Raw genomic sequence first — 22,269 nt, 5'->3', positions numbered from 1 at the left:
ATCAGAAAAAAAATAAAACTACGGCTATCCCAATCAAAACAGCCCAAAAGAAAATTTTAAATATAAACCAAGTATCGCTACTTTCATCATAATCAGATTTACTATGTGACTTATGCGATGAATACGACAATCCTGTTCCTGGTACACCGACTGTAGTTCGAGTGCCTTTTTTTCCAACGCTAACACGTGCGCCTTTAACACCAGCAGAAACACTGCTAATTCCTTTCTTACTCACATTAAGTTTTACACCTGGTGCGACTTTAAAACTTTTTCTAAAATTTAAGCCCATTGTAATCAAACCTTACCGCATTTTCTTTTTGAAGCACTGACGGAGCCGTCATTACATAAAAATTTACCCTCAGCAGTACAGGCCTTCACACCACCTTTGCTTTTAGAACAAGGCTGATTACCACGAGCTTCCGCATAAGAAACAAAACAAATAGACACGATCATAGCGACTAATACTTTTTTAAACATTATAAACCCCACCAAAAATTATTCTTAAATTAAAGTATTGACTCCAAAATAGTAACTAAGTTACTCTATTTTTACCAGAGCAAAATCTCTGGTCAGGCGTGAGAACCTGAAATATTTTACTAACAGGCGCAAAAAGTCCGCCATGGGCTATTTTTTTGCGTAAAATTCAGCTTTGCTGCCTTTTGGCAGGCTGGACAGGGCAGCTTTCGGGCTGGCCGTTACCTGTTAGGACGGTATTCTCACCCCTGTTCAGTCTGTCACCATTACCGTGAGAAGTGATGGTGTCAGGTTTACAACTTGACTAACAGGACAAGCAAATGAAAACATTCGCTTCTATGCACTCGTGCACTTCAAAAACAGTACAAGAACATTCCCCTATTTACGATATGGCGGCTTATCAAAAACGCCAGCGCAAAATCAAACGTCAACGAATTCTCAAAAATCTCACCGACACAGCCATCTTTATCAGTGTGGCGGGCTTTACCTTCTCAACCTTATTTTGGGGAGTATGAGCCATGAACGCACTCATTCAAATCGACGATGCTGTATTTATCCAGAATGAACAAGTCAAAACCACCAGTCTAAAAGTGGCGGAGTTATTCGGTAAACAGCATAAAAATGTCTTACAGAAGTTAGAATCATTGGAATGTTCATCAAGTTTTAGCGAGCTGAATTTTCAGCCCGCTGAATATTTGGATGAACAAGGTAAACCTCGTCCAATGTACGAAATGACCAAAGATGGTTTTATCTTCTTGGTCATGGGCTTTACTGGAGCTGCTGCTGCACGTATCAAAGAAGCCTACATCAACACCTTTAACCAAATGGCAGCCATGCTCTACAACGCACAAGGCACCCATTCACACATCCATGTCGGTGCTACGGTTCAGCTCAAAGCAGGCGGGCCAATCTACACCGTCAGTAAGATCCATTACAACGGCAGCGGCATGATGCAAGATGCCGAAGTCATCTGGCACGACCGCGCCAAACTGTGTCGGGAAGTCATCCCCGTGGCGTGTCTATCACTCGATACCAAAAACCTCACCCAGAATAAAACCCTCAGCGACTTCTGGCAGAGCGTACAGCACTATGGCATCGAACGACTCAATCACAGCCGTAGCGAACAGATCCTGGCACTCAACATGACACAGGTCTACCAGAGCATTGAAGGCTTACCACCCAAAACACAGCTTTCAGCCATACTCATGCAAAGCCGAAGCCCCTACCCTGTGTATATGCAGCATAACTACGCGGTCAGTAGTGTATTGACCCAGAAAACTTTGAAATGTTGGGTGTTTAAAACTCATCAACCGCTTATGTTGAATTAGTTACATATTCAAGTGAAATAGTGCGACTATAATTGTCGCACCCTAGTATTTTTTTAAGCCGACATTCAGCAAAATAGCGACTTCTTAAGAGGAAGGAGAAATATGTACAGTCTTATCGATATTCACGACACAAAAGCAATGACCGCGGAACAAAAACTGATAGAAATTGAAAAACCAATAGAAAATTTACAATTGACGCTATCACTTTTAACCAAAATGCAGCAAGACATTGCGTTGGAAGCAGAAGAACTCTCTGCTATGTTTATCACCTTACATAAGCAGGTTGTCGACATTCAAAGAGCCATCCAATAAATAATGCCTATTTCTTTGATTGCTGGGCGTAAGTGTCAGCAATCAATAACAACCCTTTCTTTGCATCTACATCTAAAGCCCGGTAAAGATTCAACAAATTAATTTCATCTTCAGGTAAATCACTACTTTTAATCTCAGTACTTCCCCATAAAATAAACTCGATATTGAACCCATGATCTTCCAGTAAATCGAGCTGATCCATATCAAGCGGTGCATTATGCTTCTCGTAGCGCACAATTGAATTCTTTTTTACCTTTAATATTTCAGCAAGTTCATCTTGAGTATTGATCCCCAAACGCTTTCTTTCATCGCGTAAACGTGTACCACGATTATTTAAATCATCATTTTTCATACTTTTTCCTTAAAAGCACTTTCAAATCATCTTTTATCGTGATAATTTATGTTTACTTAGTCACTAAGTCACGATTAATGAGGATTTAAACATGCCAACCAAAAACCTTCAATTACAAAAACAGAATCGCGACAACATTATTGCTGTCCGGGTGACAGACAGCGAGTTAGAGCTAATCGAAAAAGCAGCCTACGAATCACGCAAAAAAAAGACCCGTGTTTTGCTAGATGCCTTCCTTGAAAAATGCGCGGCAACGGATTGTAAAGCATAGTTTTTCAAGAAGTTATCCTTACTGCAAAACACACTAAAAACTAAAACACGGCTTTACAATTGAGTGATTCATGACAGATATTTCCAGACGCATAGACGAACGTCTTAACCAGATCTTCAACTTTAAACGTGAAGGTGACTGGTACAGACAAGGGATATGCCCACAGTGCAGCAAAAAAGAATGCTACACCCACGCTATTACCCCACGTGTGGTGAAATGCGGTCGCTTAAATAACTGCGGTTATGAAGAACACGTCAAAGATATTTGTGAAGATCTCTTCAAGGACTGGTCAAAAGAATTTCCAAAGACTGAGGTCAATCCTCATGCCGCAGCGGATGCCTATTTACGTCATGGTCGTGGACTTGATATTGCACCGCTTAAAGGTCGATACACTCAGGACACTTTTAGCCACGAAAAAAAATATCCAGGACTTTACACCGGTACAGTTCGTTTCAAACTGGCTGAAGGTATTTATTGGGAACGCTTTATCGACCGTCCAGAACGCTTTGGCCGTCAAAAGGCTAACTTTATAGGTGAGTACAAAGGTCTGTACTGGACGCTTCATGACCTTGACACCCTTTGCAATGCTTCATCGTTTTGGATAACTGAAGGCATCTTTAATGCAATCGCACTGATTCAAGCTGGTCAGCCCGCTATTGCTACCATGACCACCAGTAACTATCCATCCGTATTACTCAAACTGATCGAAGAACGCTGCCATGAACTGAAGAAAGATAAACCACGTTTAATCTGGGCATTTGACAACGACAAAACAGGCAGAGATACAGCCAAGAAATTTCACCTCAAAGCCCTTCAGGAAAAATGGGCATCTTCAGCCGCTCTACCACCGCATCAGGTCAAAGGCAAAAACCTAGACTGGAATGACCTCTTGATGCACGACCTACTCCACAGTGAGGAACGTGCCAAGTACCGTCATTACGGTGAACTACTCATTGCCGAATCAGCCGAACAAGCAGGACTGCTGATTTACAACTTCAAAGAAGGTCGCCAAAAGACATTCTTTTTTGAGCACAACTATCATTTATATAGCTTTAACCTGGATTACGACAAATATAACAAAGCGTTAGATCGTATCGAAAAAGAAGCGATTGATAATCCAAGCCTTGCTGATATGCATGACGAACAAAAACGTGAACAAGCTTTACGTGATGCTTCTGCTGTTCAAGAAGTTTGTAATCGATTAATTAAACCTATTTATTTCCAACGTAATGAAATCACTGATGAATCTTGGTATTTCGTTCAAGTCATGGGAAAAGAGGTTGATTTCAATATCACATTTACCTCAAGCATGATCAAAAATGCTGAAAAATTTAGTGATCGTTTGCTTGGTGTTTATGAAGGTGCATGGTGGACTGGATCTACTGCTCAATTGATCAATTACATCAAACCACGTACAGAAAATATAAAACGGGTCAATACCACAGATTTCATCGGTTATTCAAAAGAGTTCAAAACTTATATTTTCAATGATTATGCAGTCCATGACGGCAATATTGTTCATATCAATGAACATGACTATTTCAAAGTTAAACGTATGGAAGTTAAAACACTGGCACAAACACCATATATTGTCATAAACCCTAAACAAGAGTTTAAGCCATTCTGGTGGAAAGACTTTTATCGTGTCCGGGGTGATAAAGGTCTCATCGCTCTGGCGTGGTGGACAGGCTCTTACTTTGCCGAACAAATCCGCTCGATACATAGCTCATATCCATTTATCGAGATTATTGGCCAAGCGGGTGCAGGTAAATCACGCCTGATCGAATTTTTATGGAAACTCTCTGGCCGTAAAGATTACGAAGGCTTTGATGCCAACAAATCCACCAACGTGGCCATTTACCGTAACTTTGCCCAAATCGCCAATCTTCCAGTGGTACTCATCGAGGGCGACCGTAATGATGCCCAAGGCAATAGCGTCAAACAAGCCAAGTTCAGTTGGGATGAACTCAAAGATGCCTTTAACGGCCGTGCCATTCGCTCCAAAGGTTTAAAGACTGCGGGCAATGAAACCTATGAGCCACCTTTCCGTGGTGCCATCATGATTTCACAGAATAGTGCGATTGCAGCATCTGAAGCGATTTTGACTCGTACTTTACACTTAGCGTTTGATCGCAAAGGCCAGTCACTCGAAACCAAGCGTATTGTCGACTCACTCGACCGCATTGAGCTAGAAGATGCATGTACCTACATGACCCATTGTCTACGCAAAGAAAACGAGATCCTCAATACTTATCAGGAACGCTTAAAGAGCCTAGAAGATCAATATCACCATGTCGGCATTACCCATACCCGGATTGCACTTTGCCATGCCCAGATTGCAGCTTTAATTGAAGCGATCGCAGAGCATGTACTCAATGGCTATCTGGACTATGAAGAAGTCGCTTCAGCACAAACGATGCTCATGGATATGGCTCAAGCCAGAGTCGATCAGCTTAATGGTGATTGTCAGGAAGTGGAACAGTTCTGGGAAGCCTTTGAATATCTACAAAGTGGCAGATCTAGCGCATTTAGTCTGAACCACCATGATAACGATGCCCAAACCGTGGCCATCAATCTTAATGAAATTTATAAAGTGGCTGCCATGCAGTACCAGAAGCTGCCTGAAATTACCGTGATGAAAAATTTACTCAAATCATCACAACGCTACAAATTCATCGAATCTAACCGAGCTGTCAGCTCAAACAGATATCCAGCAGACAACGTGAAAAACCTCAATGCCGACAGTGAAATGCCCGACCGTCGTCGCACCGTCAAATGCTGGATTTTTTCCAACCCAAGTTATGGAGTTACACAAGCATGATTACACAAGAATTGCCTGAACTTGATCCAAACGAATTGCCATTCATTGATAAAGAACAACCACAACAGGAACTTAAAATTGGAGACAAAGTTGTTCGAGTGAATAAATCAACCAAACCTAAACTTTGGGAAATTCTTAGTGAAAGCAATGTCTTTATGAACAATTTTGTCTGTCATTGTAAAGATGAACTTCTTCAACACTTTCATAAATCAGAGCTAAGACTTGCATCATCCGAAGAGATCCAAGCGAGTCAACGTATCGATCATTAATTTTTATACCCTCAACTGAAGGAGAGAGCTATGCCAACACAACAAGACCTAGATTATGTAGGTCAAAAAATCATTGAAGTACTACGTGAAAAATTCCCAAATGACGCAGGATATGTCCAAGAAAAAATTGATCGATTGGCTCTCATGCCCAATAAATACGAAACCTTTTCATGGGCTTTAGGTCAACTCGACCATGAAAACCTATTTTTATTGTACGAAAAATTAGGCATGGATCTTAGAGGTCACAGATTTTACAGCCATTTATTTCAATGCCTTTAATTTAAGAACACATACAGAAGTTGCCGCTTCTGCATGTGTCACACAATCACCGGAGAGCAATTATGCAAAACGATTCTAACGTAGAAAACCAAGCAAGTGAAAAGTTTACATCTCAGTTAGCTAAAGACATGTTTAACAACAATGTTCATTTCAGCACTATTTTACATGTACCAACATTAAATGTTGCACACAGAGTTCCTGAAGGCTTTGAAGAATTTCTGGGGGATATGGACTCTAAAAACGCTACTGATTTGGTTGAGCAATATCCTCAATTAAAGGAGTTTATAGACAGCATAAATAAATACACTGACCGCGATTGGAATGAAGAACATGCCAATGATCTAGTTCTTAATCATAGCAACTTTGAATTTCTAGTAAATCTACATATAGCAATTCCAAGAGGCTTTAGTTTTACAGAAGATGGAAAGTTTCTCTCTTGTTCTATTGGTGGACATTACCGTTGCCAGTGGATTTTTGCTACCACGATGGTTGATGCAGCAAATCAAGCTATACGTCTAGCAATTGATATTCATGATATTGAGGAACAAAAGCCCGTAAAGAACAAGGCTTGGAGGGCAAAAATCATGTCTAAATATCACTGTAAATGTGGCGGTCTTATTCTTCCTGATTTTGATTCATTTAAGGTCAGTGATGAAGTCAACTGCATGATTGAAACAAGTAGACCAATCGGTGAAGGTCGCTTGAGTGTAAACCAACGAGCGTTTACTGGAAAAATCATCCGAATCGATGGCGATGTTTTTCAAATTAAAGCTAAAAATAAAACCTATGAGTTTCATCGTGGTGAATTTTCACCAATAGATGCACCGGGACCAATTGAATATTTTCGCCTAGGTAAATGCCGTTGTGAATTAGACCAGGAGAACAAACCATGAGAGGAGTCAACAAAGTCATACTGGTGGGTGTACTTGGAGCAAATCCAATTCCAAAACAATTTCAAAATGGTGGCAGCCATGCCCAGTTTTCCATTGCTACATCAGAAAAATGGCAAGACAAACAAACGGGAGAATGGCGTGAATCAACCGAGTGGCATCGCATTGTCGCCAACGGTCGACTGGGTGAAATCGCATGCCAATTTCTTAAGAAAGGTTCCAAGGTCTACATTGAAGGTTCACTGCATACACGTAAATGGACAGATCAAAATCACCAGGAACGATATATCACTGAAGTCAGAGCCAATAACTTTCAGTCACTTGATAGCGCACCACAAGCCAGTGCAGTATAAGGATAAACTATGACCATAAATATTGATTCTATTATTGAAAAAACGCTTCTTAAAATTATGAAGCAGATTGATGCAAAACCAATTATCCCTATCGATTGCCAGCTTTGGGATGAACAGGACATTGCCAATTATTTTAAATATTCACTTGATTACACCAAGCGACATATTATTAGCAATCACCATTTCCCACCGAGCCGAGAGTTGCCTACATCGGCGAGGAGTGACCGTACCGTGTCACGTTGGAAAGCTACTGATGTTATTTCATTCGGGATGGCATTTGACAAAACCAATGTGAAATACAATTAATCCAGAGCCACCGTAAGGTGGCTTTTTTAAGCCAGTAACCGGCTTAAACCAGTTGTTTGATTCAACTCATCCAGAATCTCATCATTGGTCGGGTTGTAATAGGTCAATGCCTGTTTTGGATCCTTCCAACCAAAAATCTTACACAAAGTCAGCGCATTTTTAATGCGTCTGGCCATAAGTGAAGCAGCTTCATGTCGTGAATCATGAAAAGTTAAATCTGCATTTTCCAAACCAGCCTGTTTACGGGCCTTTCTAAATAGTGCATCCCGTGAAGAATTGCTGACAGTAAAGACTTTAGGACTCCCCTTCCGATCAATTTTCATAGCCAATGACCACAAATGCAGTGCAAAATCATCCAAAGGAACCCTACGGGAGGATCCATTCTTCGTATCATCCAGTTGAACATAACGACTGGCCAAAACAATATCACGCGGTAAACGATTGACAATCTCTCCAGATCTCATACCCGTGGCCAAAGCAATCAACCAGATCAAAGCCACTTCCTGCATTTTGGTTTCTGGCACAGTACCTGGTTTATATTTCAATGCAATTAGCATTTTTTCTAGTTCGTGCTCTTCTACCCGACGTTCCCGGTTATCTGGCTTCTTTGGTTTTCGTATTTCCTGAACAGGATTAAAGTTAATCCACTTTTTATCCAGCTTGCACCAGTTAAAAAATGAGGATAACAACGAATAATCACGCAATACGGTCGATGCTTTTAACGGGCGTATAGATCTCTTGGTAACAGCATCTTCCCACTGCTTAATAAATTCACTCTTATACGTCTGGAGTGGCCAATCAACATTAGGCAACACTTCTTTAAAATACTCTATACGTTGGCGTTCTTTTTTGGCAGTCTTTTTAAATATTGAAACTTCATCGCTATAACGCTGTAGAGCTTCACGCAATGTAAGTACTACTTTGCTCTGTAAAGCTGCTTCTGTAGCAGCATTTAATATCAGATCTCGTTCAGCTGCTCTCCCCCAGTTCGTTGCATCAATTTTCTTATCAAATGTTTTTGTTTTACGAAGGCCTTCAAGTTCAACATCTGCCTTCCACTTTTTATTTGGTTTTTGATAAACCGAAATACTCATCTAAAACAACACTCCTTTTTTATGTAGACAGAACAGAGCTACAAAATCACTCTGCGGGTGGAAAACGGGTGGAAACTTATACCAAATAATCCCGAAAAATACCGTAAAAAAACACAAACCCCAGAAACGACAAAACCCCGAAACCTTTATATATCAAGGTTTCGGGGTTTATCTAAAATTCTGTTAAGAATCAATGGTCCCGAGGGTCGGACTCGAACCGACACGTCATCGCTGACAGTGGATTTTGAGTCCACCGCGTCTACCAATTTCACCACCTCGGGAGAGCTGATGCTTGCTTTGTGTTGCGTATAATAGCGTGTTTTAAAAACTTGTCAACGACAAGACTCTAACTATTGCCTACTTTTGCAGCAAACAAACTTTTATCAGGATAAAATCATCATGACTCCCTTCCAAAAGCCAAAAAGACTATACTAGGCGCAAATTTTGTAATGTCCCGTATTATGCAGCTTTCAGACTTTAACTTTGATCTTCCAGATGAACTTATTGCTCGTTATCCACTTGAATCACGCAGTGCTTCGCGTCTTCTTCATTTAGATGCACAAGGTCAATATCACGATCGTATGTTTACCGAGATTGTCGATTTATTAAATGAAGGTGATTTACTGGTTTTAAACGATACCAAAGTCATGAAAGCGCGTTTAAAAGGTAAACGTGCAAGTGGTGGCGCCGTTGAAGTTTTGGTTGAACGTATGCTGGATCAAACCATTGCCCATTGCCATATAAAAGCCAGCAATACCCCGAAAGCGGGCGCAGAGCTATTTATGGGTCAAGATGGAGTCAAGGTCGTTGTACAAGGCCGTCATGAGAATTTATTTGTGGTGGAATTTTCTCAACCTATATTGTCAGTCTTAGATCGTTATGGACAACTTCCCATTCCACCCTACTTTAATCGAGAAGCGGAAGCCATTGATACAGAACGCTATCAAACGGTGTTTCATGATCCTGAAAAAATTGCCAGCGTTGCGGCACCAACTGCAAGTTTGCATTTTGATGAAGATTTACTCAAAAAACTAGAACAAAAAGGCATTCAAAAAACGTTTGTCACTTTGCACGTCGGTGCGGGAACATTTATGCCTGTGCGTACAGATGATATTACAAATCATACTATGCATAGTGAATGGTGTGATGTACCAGATGCCACTGTCAAGTTAATTCGTCAAACAAAGGCACGTGGCAATAAAATCATTGCTGTTGGAACGACTGCAACTCGTGCATTGGAAAGCGCAGCACAAGCACATCAGGGTCAGATTGCGGCTTGGACAGGCGATACTCAAATTTTTATCTATCCAGGTTATCAGTTTTGTGTGGTAGATCGCTTGATTACCAATTTTCATTTGCCTGAGTCGACCTTATTGATGTTAGTTTCGGCACTCTCAAATCGTGACAATATCCTGAAAGCCTATGCCCATGCAGTCGAATCAAAATACCGTTTCTTTAGTTATGGCGACGCCATGTTGATCGATCAGGCCCAATAAGGTAAATCATCAAGATGCCAGTCGAGAGCTTACAACGCGCATTACATATTCGTCGTAAAAAAAATGCGCATGTATTTCGTAATATTGCGCGGCTTTGGGAGATTGGCGAACAAGTCGAAACGCATCAGCAAATTTTGGATCAACTGCATCCATGGGGAGATCATCCTACACTCCGTTTTGACAATGGTTTACCCAAGTTTCTGATGCTGCTAGGTGCCCTCAGTTTCTTTGCCATGTTTGCTTTGCCCAGCATAGGTTTGCCTTTTATTTTTGGTTTTTTTAATGGTATTGTTTTATTGTTTTTAGCTTTTATTCTTTATGAAACAGATGATGCTATTCAAGAAGTTGTTCGCTATCTGGAAGAAAAGTCGATTGAAACACGCTACCATTTAAAATTTGGGCGAACTCCTGAACATTTACCTTTAGGCATGAGTTCAACCTCATTGATTAATCAACTCAAAAATAGCTTTCCCCTGTTTAATAAAGGTTCCACCTCCAATCAAATTCCGTGGTATGCCAGTGCAAATATCAGTGATGATGAGAACCATCAATATCCTGCTTTTATTTTCCAATATACCTATATCGAAGAAACGCATATTCATGATGCAGATGGAGACAAAGTTACTATTCGTCGTACAGAAAAAAATCAGTGGGGCGTTTTTATCTTTGAGACACAAATACGCGGACTTGCGGTAACTAATTTACGTCGGGACATTGGTTTCCCATACGAAGTCCGCTGGAACAGTAGTGATATCCAGATTAATCAGCAATTACAGATTTATGGGATGGATCAACTACAATTGGTCAAAACACTTAATCCTGCATTATTACTGCGCTTGTCTGATTTTTTTAAATCGCGTAAAGGTGAACTGATTTTTCATTCTCATCAAAATATGATGTGCTTTTTAGGTGAGGCAGATTTATTTGAAGTCAGTTCCAAAGCACGAGAAATTCAGGATATTTCAAGTTTGCGTGGACATTTACGCACCTTTCGATTAAAACATTATGAACAACTGTGTTCTGATCTCAGCACTTTTTTAAAATAACAATTTTGGGGAATACGATGGGTTTGTGGATTTTTCTGCTCATTATTTTAGTCATTATTATTTTTGGTATTTTCATTCGCAATAAAATTGTATTGCATTTTAATGCAACCAAACGCGCATGGGCTGATGTAGCGACTTATGAACGGCAAAAATTAAAAGTATTGGACGAACTTGCACCAATGGTTGAACAATATGCCAGTTTTGAAAAAGGCACTTTGGAAAAAGTCACTGAGTTACGCCAAAGTATTCTTAACCTGAATGTCGATCATACAGATATTGCTCAATTGCAACGTATTGAAAACTTAAATAAAGAATTAATGCGTAGTTTGAATGTAGTGGTAGAAAACTACCCTGAACTCAAAGCCAATGAAATCTATTTACGTATGATGAATGAGATTGATGAGCAAAATGATAATGTCAGTGCGGCCATCACCATTTTTAACCGCAATGTCGAACTGTTTAATAATCATATTGAAGTATTTCCCAATAATATGATTAATACTTTAACCTTAGGCAAGAAATCGATTCGTCCATTTCGTGATCATGCTGCTGCGCAAAGTTTTGATTATCGTCCTAATTTTTAAATCCTGGTTTTGAATAAAGTGATCATTGCTCTATCCTGAGTGATGAATCACGCTCTTCAATCTAACCGACAAAGCAATATTAGGTACAGTTGATCGTAGAATTTGGCTTTTTATCGATCTCATAACATTTAGTAGTAGAACTCCCTGCATAAATCTAGGAAAATAGCGCTCTTTATTTTAGCCATCAGCGAACTGTTTTTTCGCCTCGATTTGGAAAGTTGCATGAAGTTTGAAAAATTAGGTCAGTCGGGGCGCGCCCGTCGTGGCCGTTTGACTCTTGAACACGGCATCGTTGAAACTCCTGTATTTATGCCCGTGGGTACTTATGGTACGGTCAAAGGCATGTTGCCACGTGACATTGAAGAAATTCAGGCACAAATTATTTTGGGTAATACCTTCCACTTGTACTTGCGCCCTGGTCTTGAAGTCATCAAAGAGCATGGTGGATTGCATGATTTCATCAAATGGAATAAACCAATCTTGACCGATTCTGGTGGTTTTCAGGTGTTTAGTCTCGGCGCAATGCGTAAGATTAAAGAAGAAGGCGTGACGTTCCGTTCACCGATTGATGGCTCAAAAGTATTTTTGTCCCCTGAAATCTCTATGGAAATTCAGCAGGTGCTTAACTCGGATATCGTGATGATATTTGATGAGTGTACGCCTTATCCTGCAACCCATGAAGAAGCACAAAAGTCTTTACAACTTTCGCTACGTTGGGCAAAACGCTGTAAAACCCATCATCATGATGAACTGAAAAATACCAATGCATTATTTGGCATTATTCAGGGTGGCATGTATGAAGATTTGCGTGATGAGTCGTTGAAAGGTTTACTTGAGATTGGTTTTGATGGTTATGCCATTGGTGGTTTATCAGTCGGTGAGCCGAAAGATGAAATGATCAAGGTGCTGGATTATCTGCCAAATAAAATGCCGCATGATAAACCACGTTATCTGATGGGCGTTGGGAAGCCTGAAGATATTGTGGAAGGGATTCGTCGCGGGATTGATATGTTTGACTGCGTGATGCCCACCCGTAATGCGCGGAATGGACACTACTTTGTGACAGACGGTCTGGTTCGCATCCGCAATAGCAAGTATCGTCATGATCAAAGTCCGCTTGATCTGCATTGTGATTGTTATACGTGCAAAAACTTTACTCGTGCCTATCTGTATCATCTTGAAAAATGTGGTGAAATGCTGGCATCGATGTTAGGAACTATCCATAACTTACGTTATTACCAGCGCTTTACCCAAGATATCCGAAATGCTTTGGATCACGGGACTTTCGATGAATTTGTGACAGACTTTTATACCCGTCGCGGTTTAGAAGTTCCCGCTTGTCCTGTAGATTGATGCAACTAGATTTGCGCTCAACAAAAAGACAAGGTAAATTGCAGAACGAACTCGTATTTTGTCAGGATTTGACAATCCTTTTTTAATTTAGGTTTTAAGTTTAGGAAATCGAAATGAGCTTTTTAATTTCTTCTGCTCACGCAGCACCAGCAGCGGCACAAGGCCCAAGCATGGTCACCAACTTACTGATGATTGCAGTATTTATTGCGATCTTTTATTTCTTGATCTGGCGTCCTCAATCTAAACGTGCCAAAGAGCATCGTTCCCTCATTGAGAGTCTAGGTGTTGGTAGTGAAGTCGTTTTTGCGGGTGGTTTGATGGGCCGTATCACTAAAATCGAAGGTGATTATGCGGTAGTTGAACTGAATCGTGGTAATGAAGTTAAAATTCAACGCGCAAGTGTGATTTCAGTTCTTCCTGAAGGCACTCTAAATAACCTTTAATCATAAAAACAGTCGTGCATGTTGCACGACTTTTTCATTTTAAGAAGAAAGCGAATGCGTTACCCTGCATGGAAATATGTACTGATTGTGGTTGTACTCATCATCAGTACACTCTACGCGCTGCCAAGTTTGTATCCAGATGAACCTGCTGTTCAGATTTCAGGTGCCAAAGCCGGTACTCAAATTGATCAGAGCATTGTACAAAAAGCAGAGCAAATTTTAAAAACTGCCCATATTCCAAGCCATGACAATAGCTTCAGTGCCAATGCGGTCTTGTTGCGTTTAAGTTCATCTGAAGATCAGCTGAAAGCACAGGATGTCTTACGTCGTGATTTAGGTGAAAACTACGTGGTAGCACTCAATCTTGCACCCACAACTCCAGAGTGGTTGCAGAAGATTGGGGCGAAGCCGATGAAGCTTGGTCTTGACTTACGCGGTGGTGTCCACTTCCTGCTTGAAGTTGATATGGACAAAGCCATTGCGCAACGTATGGAAACATCGGCAAGTGATATTCGTCGTCAATTCCGCGACAACAACATCAAGTTCAATAGTCTTTCACTCAATAACAATGCGATTACCGTTCAGTTTGCCAATAATACTGACCGTAATGCAGCGATGGATTTCTTACGTCGTAATGGCAATGAATTCACCCAACAGGCGGTGGCAACGGATAACGGTTCAAGCTTGCGTTTGACTTATACCGATGCTCGTCGTCAGGAAATTCAGTCTTATGCGGTAAATCAGAACTTAACCACACTGCGCAATCGTATTAATGAATTGGGTGTGGCAGAAGCACTGGTACAAACTCAGGGTAATAACCGCATCGTGGTGGAATTACCGGGCGTACAGGATACTGCCGAAGCGAAACGTGTTTTAGGCCGTACAGCGAATCTGGAATTCCGTTTGGTTTCAGACCAGAACGATCAATATATTGACCGCTACACAGGAAAATATAATGGTCAGCCATTACCGCCAGGTACAGAAGTATTTGCGTATGAATCATTGGATAGTGGGCGTCAGTTATTATTAAATCGCAACCGTATTTTGACCGGTGAACGTGTACAAAATGCAAGTTCTGGCTTTAGTCAGGATACAGGTGGCGCAGAGGTAAACATCACACTGGATAGTGCGGGTGGTAAGCTGATGGCGGATGCTACACGTAATTCTGTCGGCAAACGTATGGCGGTATTGTTTATTGAAAATAAACAACGCATTAGCTATGTGGCTGATCCTGTGACAGGTGCGCAAACTGAAGTTCGTACGCCTTATACAGAGTCGGTAGTCATTAATGCCGCAACCATTCAAGCCGTTTTAGGTTCACAATTCCGTATTACTGGACTTGCATCTCCACAAGAAGCTTCTGAACTTGCTTTGATGTTACGTGCAGGCGCATTGGCAGCCCCAATGTACTTTGTTGAAGAACGTGTGGTTGGTCCAAGCTTAGGTCAGGAAAATATCGACAAAGGTATCTTATCGACCGAAGTCGGCTTTATTTTAGTCGCCATCTGGATGATCGTGTTCTTCCGTCTGTTTGGTTTGATTGCCAACTTTGCCTTAGTGTTTAACCTTGCCATGATTTTAACGGTAATGTCGTGGATTGGCGCTTCCCTCACCCTGCCAGGTATTGCAGGGATCGTGATCACCATTGGTATGGCCGTCGATGCCAACGTTCTGATCTGTGAACGAATACGTGAAGAAATGAAATGGGGAGCATCGCCCAAACAAGCCATTGTTGCGGGTTATGATCGAGCATATAACACTATTTTTGACTCAAACCTCACTACGTTCCTTGTTGCATTTATTCTATTTGCGATTGGGACAGGCCCAATTAAAGGCTTTGCTGTCACCTTGATGATTGGTATCGTCTGCTCGATGTTTACTGCAATTACAGTAACTCGTGCGATTGTCCAGCTCATTTATGGCAAACGTCGTAATTTGAAAAAGTTGAGCATATAAGGAGATCGATGATGACTGATGTGACTCAACCTAAACAATACGGCCGTCCAGACAACGAACGCATTATCCCGTTCATGAAGATCGCCAAACCAGCGGCAATCTTCTCGATTCTACTGACACTTGCCAGTATTTTCTTTATCGTGACCAAAGGTTTAAATCTTGGTCTTGATTTTACGGGTGGTATCTCAGCAGAAATTAATTATTCACAGCCTGTCAATCAAGCTGCGGTCAGTCAGGCTTTAGAAAAAGCAGGCTTTAAAGATGCTGTAGTGCAAACTTTAGGCAGTAATAAAGACCTGCTGGTACGCATGCCTGTACAAGAAATTAAGGTAGATGACTTGGGTAAAGCGATTTCTCAAGCAGCCCAACTTCCAAACAATACGGCTATGGTACACAAAGTCGATGCAGTTGGTGGACAAGTCGGGAATGAGCTTTATATCCGTTCTGCGGGTGCTGTGGCTTTGGCCCTTTTGCTCATGCTCATCTATGTCACCATCCGCTTTGAGTTCAAACTGGCACTCGGTGCGATCATGTCATTATTCCATGACATTCTGATCATCATTGGGGCGTTTGCATTGTTCCAATGGCCTTTTGATCTAACTGTTCTTGCAGCAGTATTGGCGGTGATTGGCTTCTCACTAAACGATAATATCGTCGTGTCAGACCGTATCCGTGAAAACTTCCGTAAGATTCGCGGTGCAACTCCTCGTGAAATCGTAGATATTGCTTTGACTGAAACCTTACGTCGTACCATTCATACTTCTATGACGCTACTTCTTGTTGTGGTGTCTATGATGTTCTTGGGTGGAGATGGCTTAAAATGGTTCTCTGTCGCGATGTGTGTCGGGGTATTTGTCGGAACTTATTCTTCGATTTATATCGGAACAGCCTTTGCCTTATGGCGTGGCCTAAACCGTCAGGACTTCATCGTTCAGGTTAAACCTGAGTTTGAAGATGATATTCCTTAAATATCTTTGAAAAAGTTAAGACGTAAAAATGCCAGTGAAATACTGGCATTTTTTATGACGATCTATTTGATCAAAGCTCTTTATTTTCTAGTTCTTTCTCTCTATCTAATTGTCTTTGACACTCTTGCTGATTGATACCCTCAAGCTTAATCAGTAGATAAATAATGGCATAATAATATCGAGTCAATAAGGCAAAAAATAAGAACGTATAAAATGAAGACAAATCCATCGTTCGTTTCGCAATAAAAAATTTCTCATAAAGTTCACTACCTAATGAACAAAATGCACAAATTAAAAATAAATAATAAAGACAACTGATATCCCGATCAGTGATTTTTAATTTCATATGGTTTTCCAATTTATTTTCTAAAAAGTTTTATGTATTCATGTTTATAATCTGAATGTTGGGCAAAATAAACTGACCGCATCCCATGCCCGAACGCCAAGCCACACTTAGCATGGCACGTCCTAAATCAAAGCATTGATAGGCAAATACACCTAAACGTTCATCAATAATCTGACCAGTATCATGTATTGGATGCATCTGGGTATTTAAGGTATTTAAATCCAGACGAATGCCCATACCATGCGCTTTTAGCAATGCTTCTTTGGTGGTCCAGACCTTAAACCAATAATTGATGTCTTCCCCTAAAGCTTTCCAACATTGGTATTCTTGTGGATGAAAAGCATGTTGAGCCAGTGCTTCAAAGCGGATTTTGCGATCTAGGCTTTCTACATCCACGCCTAAGTCCTGAACATTTAAACTCAGTGCCAATGCATAGTCATCCTGGCTATGCGAATGATTAAATTGTAAGGGATGATCAAGTAGATAGGGTTTACCTTGCTCCGCAATCGCATATTGTAATTGTGAAATAGGCACATGTAAAAATTTTGAAATTAATTCATCACGATACTGATAAATTTTGTTTTTTTTATAAGCTTGATATTCGGCACGATTAGCAAAATCATGAACGGATAATTCAAGAAGATCGGCCAATGATCGAATATACACTTGAATATTTTTCATCTTCATTGGCTCACCTCTGGATAAAACTATTTTAGACTGAGTTAAAACTTAACAATATCCCCTTTTAGCGCCACACTTGTCACCGCCATGCCTTTATAGCATTGGTAAGTCGTGCGATTTTTCGCTTCATTGGATTTGAAATAGCTCACAATATTAGTGACTGCATTGCCGCCTTTAGCCTTTGCTGCACTTTGTAACTGGATCAAAGCAGAACGTAATACCCAGTCACAAGACGTTTCTGCCGATTTGGCAAAGCCATTGGTCTTTTTGTTAGTGACAATACCTTGCTGTAACACTCTTCCACCAGATTTGGTTCCACTCAAATAAAATTTAACAGAACCATCTAGCGCCCCATCTGCGACTGCACGATCCACAGCCGCTTTAAAATCTAGATCATGCACTTGATCTGCTGCCTGTACAGTTCCCATTAATCCCATACACAGTACAGCAAGGCTGAATTGTTTCTTAAGTGACATTGTTGTATTCCTCTTATTTCAGGTTTTTAAAAATCAAGGAGGTATTAATTCCCCCAAAAGCAAAATTGTTACTCATGATAATATTGGCATTTAAAGGTCTTACCTGCCCTGTAATATAATCCAGATCACCGCAAAGCGGATCAACTTCATCTAGATTTAGGGTTGGAATGAATTGCTTCCGATGCATCATTTCGATACTTAGCCAAGCTTCAATCGCGCCACAAGCCCCAAGCGTATGACCAAAATAACTTTTCAGTGAGCTAATCGGTTTTTTCCCCAACACTTGCGCGGTCGCTTGGGTTTCAGCAATATCTCCCTGATCAGTCGAGGTGCCATGTGCACTAACATAATCAATCTGATCTGCTGTCACGCCCGCATCTTTTAAAGAGAGTTGCATACAGCGCGCCATCATCTCCTGATCAGGACGGGTGACGTGTTGTCCATCGGTATTGCTGCCATAACCCAAAATTTCTGCATATATTTTGGCACCACGGGCTTTGGCATGCTCATATTCTTCTAAAATTAAGCAACCAGCTCCCTCACCAATCACCAACCCATCACGTTTTTGATCAAATGGCCGCGGGGTTCGTTCAGGTTGATCATTCATGCCACTGGTGGCCAATAACACATCAAAAACCGCAGCTCCTGCGGCACTGAGTTCCTCTGCGCCGCCAGCCAGCATCACGGTTTGTTTGCCATATTTTATGGCTTCAAAAGCCTGACCAATCGCCATAGAACCTGAAGTACAGGCACTCGATGTCGGTAAGGTTAGACCTTTTAAACCGAAATAAACGGTCATATTCACCGCACTGGTATGTGACATCATTCGGATATACGTGGTCGCATTCATTTGGCTCATGTCGTTATCAATCAACATACAACCAAACTCACGTACGGCATCGACACTTCCCGCAGATGAACCAAATGCCACACCTGCATCACCACTTTTTAAAATGGGATCATTTAATAAACCTGCATCTGTCAGCGCATTTTCAGCACAGACCACTGACATTAAGGCTACTCGGCCCATTCCGCGTGTGACTTTGCGATTAAAATGTTTGGGAACCGTAAAACTTTCGACAGGCCCACCCAGCTTGGTGCGCAAATCAGTATATTTTTCCCAATCGGGCATATAACGAATGCCGCTTTTAGCCTGAGCAAATTGTTCAAAAATCGCATCTGCCGTTTCACCAAGCGAAGTAATTCCTGCCATCCCTGTAACCACAACACGCTTCATTAGATCAGCCCTCCATTGACTGAAATCACTTGTCGTGTGATATAGGATGCATCATCGGAACACAAAAATTTCACGACACTGGCAACTTCGTCCACATTTCCCATACGTTGTAATGGAATCATTTTTAAAGCATGTTGCTTGACTTCTTCAGTCACCATTTCAGTTTCAATTAAACCTGGAGCGACACAATTGACCGTAATTTTCCGCTTTGCCAACTCTAGTGATAAAGCTTTGGTCGCCCCAATTAAGCCTGCTTTTGCTGCACTATAATTGACCTGACCACGATTACCCATCACCCCAGAAACTGAAGACAAAGTCACGATACGCCCCCCTTTTTTCAAATGAATCATGGGCATAATTAACGGTTTAAGCACATTATAAAAACCATCCAGAGAGGTCGAAATCACGTCATCCCATTCATGATCACTTAATGCTGGAAAAGCAGCATCATGAGTTAAACCCGCATTTAAGACGACACCATAAAATGCACCATGAGTTTCAACATCTTGCTCAAGCATCTGACGCACAACTTCACGTTCAGTCACGTCAAACATCAATACGTGGCTGTTTCGTCCCAAATCTTGAATTTGCTGTGCTACAGCCTGCGCTTCTTCAATACGCGAACGCGCATGAACCGTAACATCAAAACCTGCCTGTGCTAATTGCAAAGCAATCGCTTTACCAATTCCCCGACTTGAGCCAGTGACTAAAATTCGTCTATTCACACATTTTCCTTATTATCTTGATCGCCTGTCGGCTCATAAACACTTAAGAGGGCTGAGATTTTATGATTTTTGTACGCAATCTCACAGGCAAATTGTCCCAAACCTTCATGCAAATATTGCTGCTCGACTCGAATGATCAAGGTACTTCCCATTTCAAAAAAAGGCACGGGCAGATTTAATTTACGTGTTCCCAATAAAAAACCAACTTTGGGAATATTGCCTTGTTGTTGCCCTTTCCATCCTGAATAGGCACTAATGGTTTGTGCCATCAGCTCGATACTCGACCATGTAGGTAAACCCTCTGCTTCACAAAATAAGAGTGCTGCACGAACGTTCAGATTGGCAACGGCAGATTGTTCAGATATCTCGACCAAATCATCGATAAACACCATTGGTTCTTGATGAGGAATATATTCAATTGCTTTTTGCTGAATATTCATGGCAAAGTTCTTCCAAAAATCAAACTGACATTACTGCCACCGAAAGCAAATGAATTGCTCATGACATAATTTAAAGGTCGATCAACAACTGTTTGTGGACTGACCTTACTGTGATGAACAAAATGTTGATCTGCAAGCGCAGGATCAATTTCACCTTGTTGATGCAACGGTAACCATGTCTGATCGAGCAGAACCTGTTGGCAAATATAAGCTTCAACGGCACCCGCAGCCCCCAGACAATGTCCTGTTTTATGTTTGGTGCTACTCATCGGCACACGATCATCTGCAAAAACCTGCCGTACCGCCTTAATTTCCATCACATCATTTTGCGGTGTGGCTGTACCATGCAAATTCAAATAATCAATCTGACTGGCATTCAACTGAGCATCCGCCAAAGCGCGTTGCATCGCTTGAGCCGCCCCTAGTCCTTCTGGATGCGGTGCAGAAATATGCCATGCATCCATCGATTCACCACCACCAAGAAACATTACTGGAGCAGAATCTTTGGTCAATAAAAACAAACTGGCGGCTTCGCCAATATTAATGCCATCCCGTCCTATGCCACAGGGTTGACAAATATCCTCAGATAAACTGTCCAGACTATTAAAACCATTTAAAGTTAAACGACATAGTGTATCAACGCCGCCCACCAAAACAGCATCAGCCAGATTTGCATTGAGTAAACGTTGCCCAGCAATAAATGCTTTGGCGCTGGATGAACATGCGGTTGAAACTGTGTAAGCTGCACCCTGCCAACCTAAATAGGCCTGTAGACCTTTGGCCAGTGCATTCATTTCCTGTTTATGATGATCAATCATCAGCTCGGTTTTGCCATGAAAATATTCTGCTAGAAGCGGTTCATTATCGCCAATACCCGAAGTCGATGTTCCCATGACAATCGCTAAACGATTAGGATGGATGTTGGCTGTTAAATCTCGCAAAGGGATTTCAATTTGTTGTAAAGCCGTCACAGCAAAACGTAAATTACGAGATGACCAAGCTTCACAGTCATTTGGTAAGTTTTCTATCAAATGTCCTGTATATGCCCCTACCCAAACTGAACGCTCAGGCAGCCATTCAGATTGTATAGATAAGCTGGTTTCTGGCAGGTTTAAACGCTGACGCAACTGTTCAGGACAATTGCCTAAAGCCGAAAGGCTACTGCTCAGTTGAATACCAACAGCAGAAGAATGTTGTTTTTGTTGCATCATTTTATCTATTCATTGGACTGTAAAGTATTTTCAATCAGTGAAAACGTCATTTGATAAGGCACCTGTACATTTTCGAGTTCCATCTTATCTTTTGAAAAATATTGAATCTTCAAAACCAATTTTTTTTGAATATAAATTTCGCCACCTGCTGCATAGATTTGATCCTGAATAAGCTCAGGATGGATCATGGTCTGTTGTTGGGCAAAATCAGGATAGGTCGCCAGCAAAATATCCCGAATTAAAAATTCAAACGGTAATAAACGCATTTGTTCGATACGCTGTTTCACCTGAATATGCTGACCATTATATTCAACCTGAAATAATTGCTGTCCCGTTAAACTTAAAGCAATGAGCTCTAATACCTGTCCTTGTTGCTGCTGATAGAGTAGAAAGCTAAAACTCTTTCCATGCCATTGCACATCTACCTGATCCTGACGCTGATACGCTTGCTGTGGCCATGTCGCATTTTCAAGACCTACAGCTTTCGGCATGAGCTGTTGACAAGCTGTACATGCCGTAAATATACAACTCAATAACAGCAAGCGAATCGATGGCATC

The 22,269-nt window shown here is 41.2% G+C and carries 29 protein-coding genes and 1 tRNA gene; 17 read left to right on the top strand and 13 right to left on the bottom strand.

From position 1 onward, the window contains the following. Position 1: 1 nt before the first annotated feature. Positions 2 to 289, bottom strand: coding sequence for a DUF4236 domain-containing protein (locus EGS47_RS10960; RefSeq protein WP_125269622.1), 288 nt, complete (start codon positions 287 to 289; stop codon positions 2 to 4). A 5-nt stretch (positions 290 to 294) separates the two neighbouring features. Next, the gene (locus tag EGS47_RS10955) at positions 295 to 477 is read right to left on the bottom strand and encodes a hypothetical protein (protein WP_125269621.1); all 183 of its coding nucleotides are present in this window, start codon (positions 475 to 477) and stop codon (positions 295 to 297) included. 317 nt (positions 478 to 794) lie between these two features. Between EGS47_RS10955 and EGS47_RS10950 the strand changes: the two genes are divergently transcribed. From EGS47_RS10950 to EGS47_RS10940, 3 genes are all read left to right on the top strand, one after another. Continuing rightward, a complete protein-coding gene (locus EGS47_RS10950; RefSeq protein ID WP_125269620.1) occupies positions 795 to 989 on the top strand; it encodes a hypothetical protein in 195 nt (64 codons plus the stop codon). 3 nt (positions 990 to 992) lie between these two features. Then, positions 993 to 1,802, top strand: coding sequence for a Rha family transcriptional regulator (locus tag EGS47_RS10945; RefSeq protein ID WP_125269619.1), 810 nt, complete (start codon positions 993 to 995; stop codon positions 1,800 to 1,802). A 102-nt stretch (positions 1,803 to 1,904) separates the two neighbouring features. Continuing rightward, positions 1,905 to 2,114, top strand: coding sequence for a hypothetical protein (locus tag EGS47_RS10940; RefSeq protein WP_048765545.1), 210 nt, complete (start codon positions 1,905 to 1,907; stop codon positions 2,112 to 2,114). A gap of 7 nt (positions 2,115 to 2,121) precedes the next feature. On the opposite strand, the gene EGS47_RS10935 is transcribed toward EGS47_RS10940, so the two are convergent. After that, a complete protein-coding gene (locus EGS47_RS10935; RefSeq protein WP_048765548.1) occupies positions 2,122 to 2,466 on the bottom strand; it encodes a helix-turn-helix domain-containing protein in 345 nt (114 codons plus the stop codon). A gap of 91 nt (positions 2,467 to 2,557) precedes the next feature. Here EGS47_RS10935 and EGS47_RS10930 point away from each other — a divergent pair, with 91 nt between their 5' ends. The 7 genes from EGS47_RS10930 (at position 2,558) to EGS47_RS10895 (ending at position 7,655) form a co-directional block, all read left to right on the top strand. Beyond that, positions 2,558 to 2,737: a hypothetical protein gene (locus tag EGS47_RS10930; protein ID WP_048765550.1), complete on the top strand. Its 180-nt coding sequence runs from the start codon at positions 2,558 to 2,560 to the stop codon at positions 2,735 to 2,737. Positions 2,738 to 2,807: 70 nt separating this feature from the next. Continuing rightward, positions 2,808 to 5,558 (top strand): toprim domain-containing protein, encoded by a 2,751-nt coding sequence (locus EGS47_RS10925; protein ID WP_048765552.1) that lies wholly within the window; start codon positions 2,808 to 2,810, stop codon positions 5,556 to 5,558. Further along, positions 5,555 to 5,827, top strand: a complete 273-nt coding sequence (locus tag EGS47_RS10920; protein ID WP_048765554.1) for a hypothetical protein — start codon at positions 5,555 to 5,557, stop codon at positions 5,825 to 5,827. The genes EGS47_RS10925 and EGS47_RS10920 overlap by 4 nt, the downstream gene beginning before the upstream one ends. Before the next feature lie 30 nt (positions 5,828 to 5,857). Next, positions 5,858 to 6,106, top strand: coding sequence for a hypothetical protein (locus EGS47_RS10915; protein ID WP_048765556.1), 249 nt, complete (start codon positions 5,858 to 5,860; stop codon positions 6,104 to 6,106). Between the two features lie 584 nt (positions 6,107 to 6,690). Next, entirely contained in the window at positions 6,691 to 6,999 is a 309-nt protein-coding gene (locus EGS47_RS10905; RefSeq protein ID WP_048765557.1) for a hypothetical protein, read from the top strand. Further along, a complete protein-coding gene (gene ssb / locus EGS47_RS10900) occupies positions 6,996 to 7,349 on the top strand; it encodes a single-stranded DNA-binding protein (RefSeq protein WP_048765559.1) in 354 nt (117 codons plus the stop codon). The genes EGS47_RS10905 and ssb overlap by 4 nt, the downstream gene beginning before the upstream one ends. Positions 7,350 to 7,358: 9 nt before the next feature. Then, positions 7,359 to 7,655 carry a hypothetical protein gene (locus tag EGS47_RS10895; protein ID WP_048765560.1) on the top strand — a complete coding sequence of 99 codons (297 nt, stop codon included), beginning with the start codon at positions 7,359 to 7,361 and terminating at the stop codon, positions 7,653 to 7,655. A 26-nt stretch (positions 7,656 to 7,681) separates the two neighbouring features. On the opposite strand, the gene EGS47_RS10890 is transcribed toward EGS47_RS10895, so the two are convergent. After that, on the bottom strand, positions 7,682 to 8,749 hold the full coding sequence (locus tag EGS47_RS10890) for a tyrosine-type recombinase/integrase (RefSeq protein ID WP_048765563.1): 1,068 nt from the start codon (positions 8,747 to 8,749) through the stop codon (positions 7,682 to 7,684). 194 nt (positions 8,750 to 8,943) lie between these two features. Continuing rightward, positions 8,944 to 9,030, bottom strand: a tRNA-Leu gene (locus EGS47_RS10885). A gap of 180 nt (positions 9,031 to 9,210) precedes the next feature. Between EGS47_RS10885 and queA the strand changes: the two genes are divergently transcribed. The 7 genes from queA (at position 9,211) to secF (ending at position 16,595) form a co-directional block, all read left to right on the top strand. Then, positions 9,211 to 10,245 carry a tRNA preQ1(34) S-adenosylmethionine ribosyltransferase-isomerase QueA gene (gene queA, locus EGS47_RS10880; RefSeq protein ID WP_010588619.1) on the top strand — a complete coding sequence of 345 codons (1,035 nt, stop codon included), beginning with the start codon at positions 9,211 to 9,213 and terminating at the stop codon, positions 10,243 to 10,245. A gap of 14 nt (positions 10,246 to 10,259) precedes the next feature. Next, on the top strand, positions 10,260 to 11,291 hold the full coding sequence (locus EGS47_RS10875) for a hypothetical protein (protein WP_004992753.1): 1,032 nt from the start codon (positions 10,260 to 10,262) through the stop codon (positions 11,289 to 11,291). A 17-nt stretch (positions 11,292 to 11,308) separates the two neighbouring features. Next, positions 11,309 to 11,875 (top strand): LemA family protein, encoded by a 567-nt coding sequence (locus tag EGS47_RS10870; RefSeq protein WP_004992751.1) that lies wholly within the window; start codon positions 11,309 to 11,311, stop codon positions 11,873 to 11,875. Between the two features lie 222 nt (positions 11,876 to 12,097). Further along, the gene (gene tgt, locus EGS47_RS10865; RefSeq protein WP_005002316.1) at positions 12,098 to 13,228 is read left to right on the top strand and encodes a tRNA guanosine(34) transglycosylase Tgt; all 1,131 of its coding nucleotides are present in this window, start codon (positions 12,098 to 12,100) and stop codon (positions 13,226 to 13,228) included. A 113-nt stretch (positions 13,229 to 13,341) separates the two neighbouring features. After that, positions 13,342 to 13,671: a preprotein translocase subunit YajC gene (gene yajC, locus EGS47_RS10860; protein ID WP_004992746.1), complete on the top strand. Its 330-nt coding sequence runs from the start codon at positions 13,342 to 13,344 to the stop codon at positions 13,669 to 13,671. A 54-nt stretch (positions 13,672 to 13,725) separates the two neighbouring features. Then, positions 13,726 to 15,627 (top strand): protein translocase subunit SecD, encoded by a 1,902-nt coding sequence (gene secD / locus EGS47_RS10855; RefSeq protein WP_119686318.1) that lies wholly within the window; start codon positions 13,726 to 13,728, stop codon positions 15,625 to 15,627. Between the two features lie 8 nt (positions 15,628 to 15,635). After that, positions 15,636 to 16,595, top strand: a complete 960-nt coding sequence (gene secF, locus EGS47_RS10850; protein ID WP_010588618.1) for a protein translocase subunit SecF — start codon at positions 15,636 to 15,638, stop codon at positions 16,593 to 16,595. Positions 16,596 to 16,665: 70 nt separating this feature from the next. Here the strand turns inward: secF and EGS47_RS10845 are convergent, their stop codons facing one another. Genes EGS47_RS10845 through EGS47_RS10810 form a run of 8 tightly spaced genes read right to left on the bottom strand, consistent with a single transcriptional unit; the run spans position 16,666 to position 22,268 of the window. Beyond that, complete coding sequence (locus EGS47_RS10845; RefSeq protein ID WP_119686317.1) at positions 16,666 to 16,941, bottom strand: hypothetical protein; 276 nt, start codon at positions 16,939 to 16,941, stop codon at positions 16,666 to 16,668. A 30-nt stretch (positions 16,942 to 16,971) separates the two neighbouring features. Continuing rightward, a complete protein-coding gene (locus tag EGS47_RS10840; protein WP_119686316.1) occupies positions 16,972 to 17,628 on the bottom strand; it encodes a 4'-phosphopantetheinyl transferase family protein in 657 nt (218 codons plus the stop codon). 35 nt (positions 17,629 to 17,663) lie between these two features. Then, positions 17,664 to 18,098, bottom strand: a complete 435-nt coding sequence (locus EGS47_RS10835; protein ID WP_125269618.1) for an excinuclease — start codon at positions 18,096 to 18,098, stop codon at positions 17,664 to 17,666. A gap of 13 nt (positions 18,099 to 18,111) precedes the next feature. Then, positions 18,112 to 19,335, bottom strand: coding sequence for a beta-ketoacyl-ACP synthase (locus EGS47_RS10830; RefSeq protein WP_004992730.1), 1,224 nt, complete (start codon positions 19,333 to 19,335; stop codon positions 18,112 to 18,114). Continuing rightward, on the bottom strand, positions 19,335 to 20,060 hold the full coding sequence (locus tag EGS47_RS10825) for a 3-ketoacyl-ACP reductase FabG2 (RefSeq protein WP_004992727.1): 726 nt from the start codon (positions 20,058 to 20,060) through the stop codon (positions 19,335 to 19,337). Before EGS47_RS10825 ends, EGS47_RS10830 begins: the two co-directional genes overlap by 1 nt. After that, positions 20,057 to 20,494 (bottom strand): hotdog family protein, encoded by a 438-nt coding sequence (locus EGS47_RS10820; protein ID WP_026039868.1) that lies wholly within the window; start codon positions 20,492 to 20,494, stop codon positions 20,057 to 20,059. The genes EGS47_RS10825 and EGS47_RS10820 overlap by 4 nt, the downstream gene beginning before the upstream one ends. A 2-nt stretch (positions 20,495 to 20,496) precedes the next feature. Next, positions 20,497 to 21,711, bottom strand: a complete 1,215-nt coding sequence (locus EGS47_RS10815) for a beta-ketoacyl-[acyl-carrier-protein] synthase family protein (RefSeq protein ID WP_125269617.1) — start codon at positions 21,709 to 21,711, stop codon at positions 20,497 to 20,499. 5 nt (positions 21,712 to 21,716) lie between these two features. After that, on the bottom strand, positions 21,717 to 22,268 hold the full coding sequence (locus EGS47_RS10810; protein ID WP_119686310.1) for a DUF3261 domain-containing protein: 552 nt from the start codon (positions 22,266 to 22,268) through the stop codon (positions 21,717 to 21,719). Position 22,269 lies beyond the last annotated feature (1 nt).

Source organism: Acinetobacter sp. FDAARGOS_515, assembly GCF_003938865.1.
GTDB classification, from domain to species: Bacteria; Pseudomonadota; Gammaproteobacteria; order Pseudomonadales; family Moraxellaceae; genus Acinetobacter; species Acinetobacter ursingii.
The sequence above is the reverse complement of the archived record's forward strand: the minus strand, read 5'-3'. Positions and strand labels throughout refer to the sequence as shown.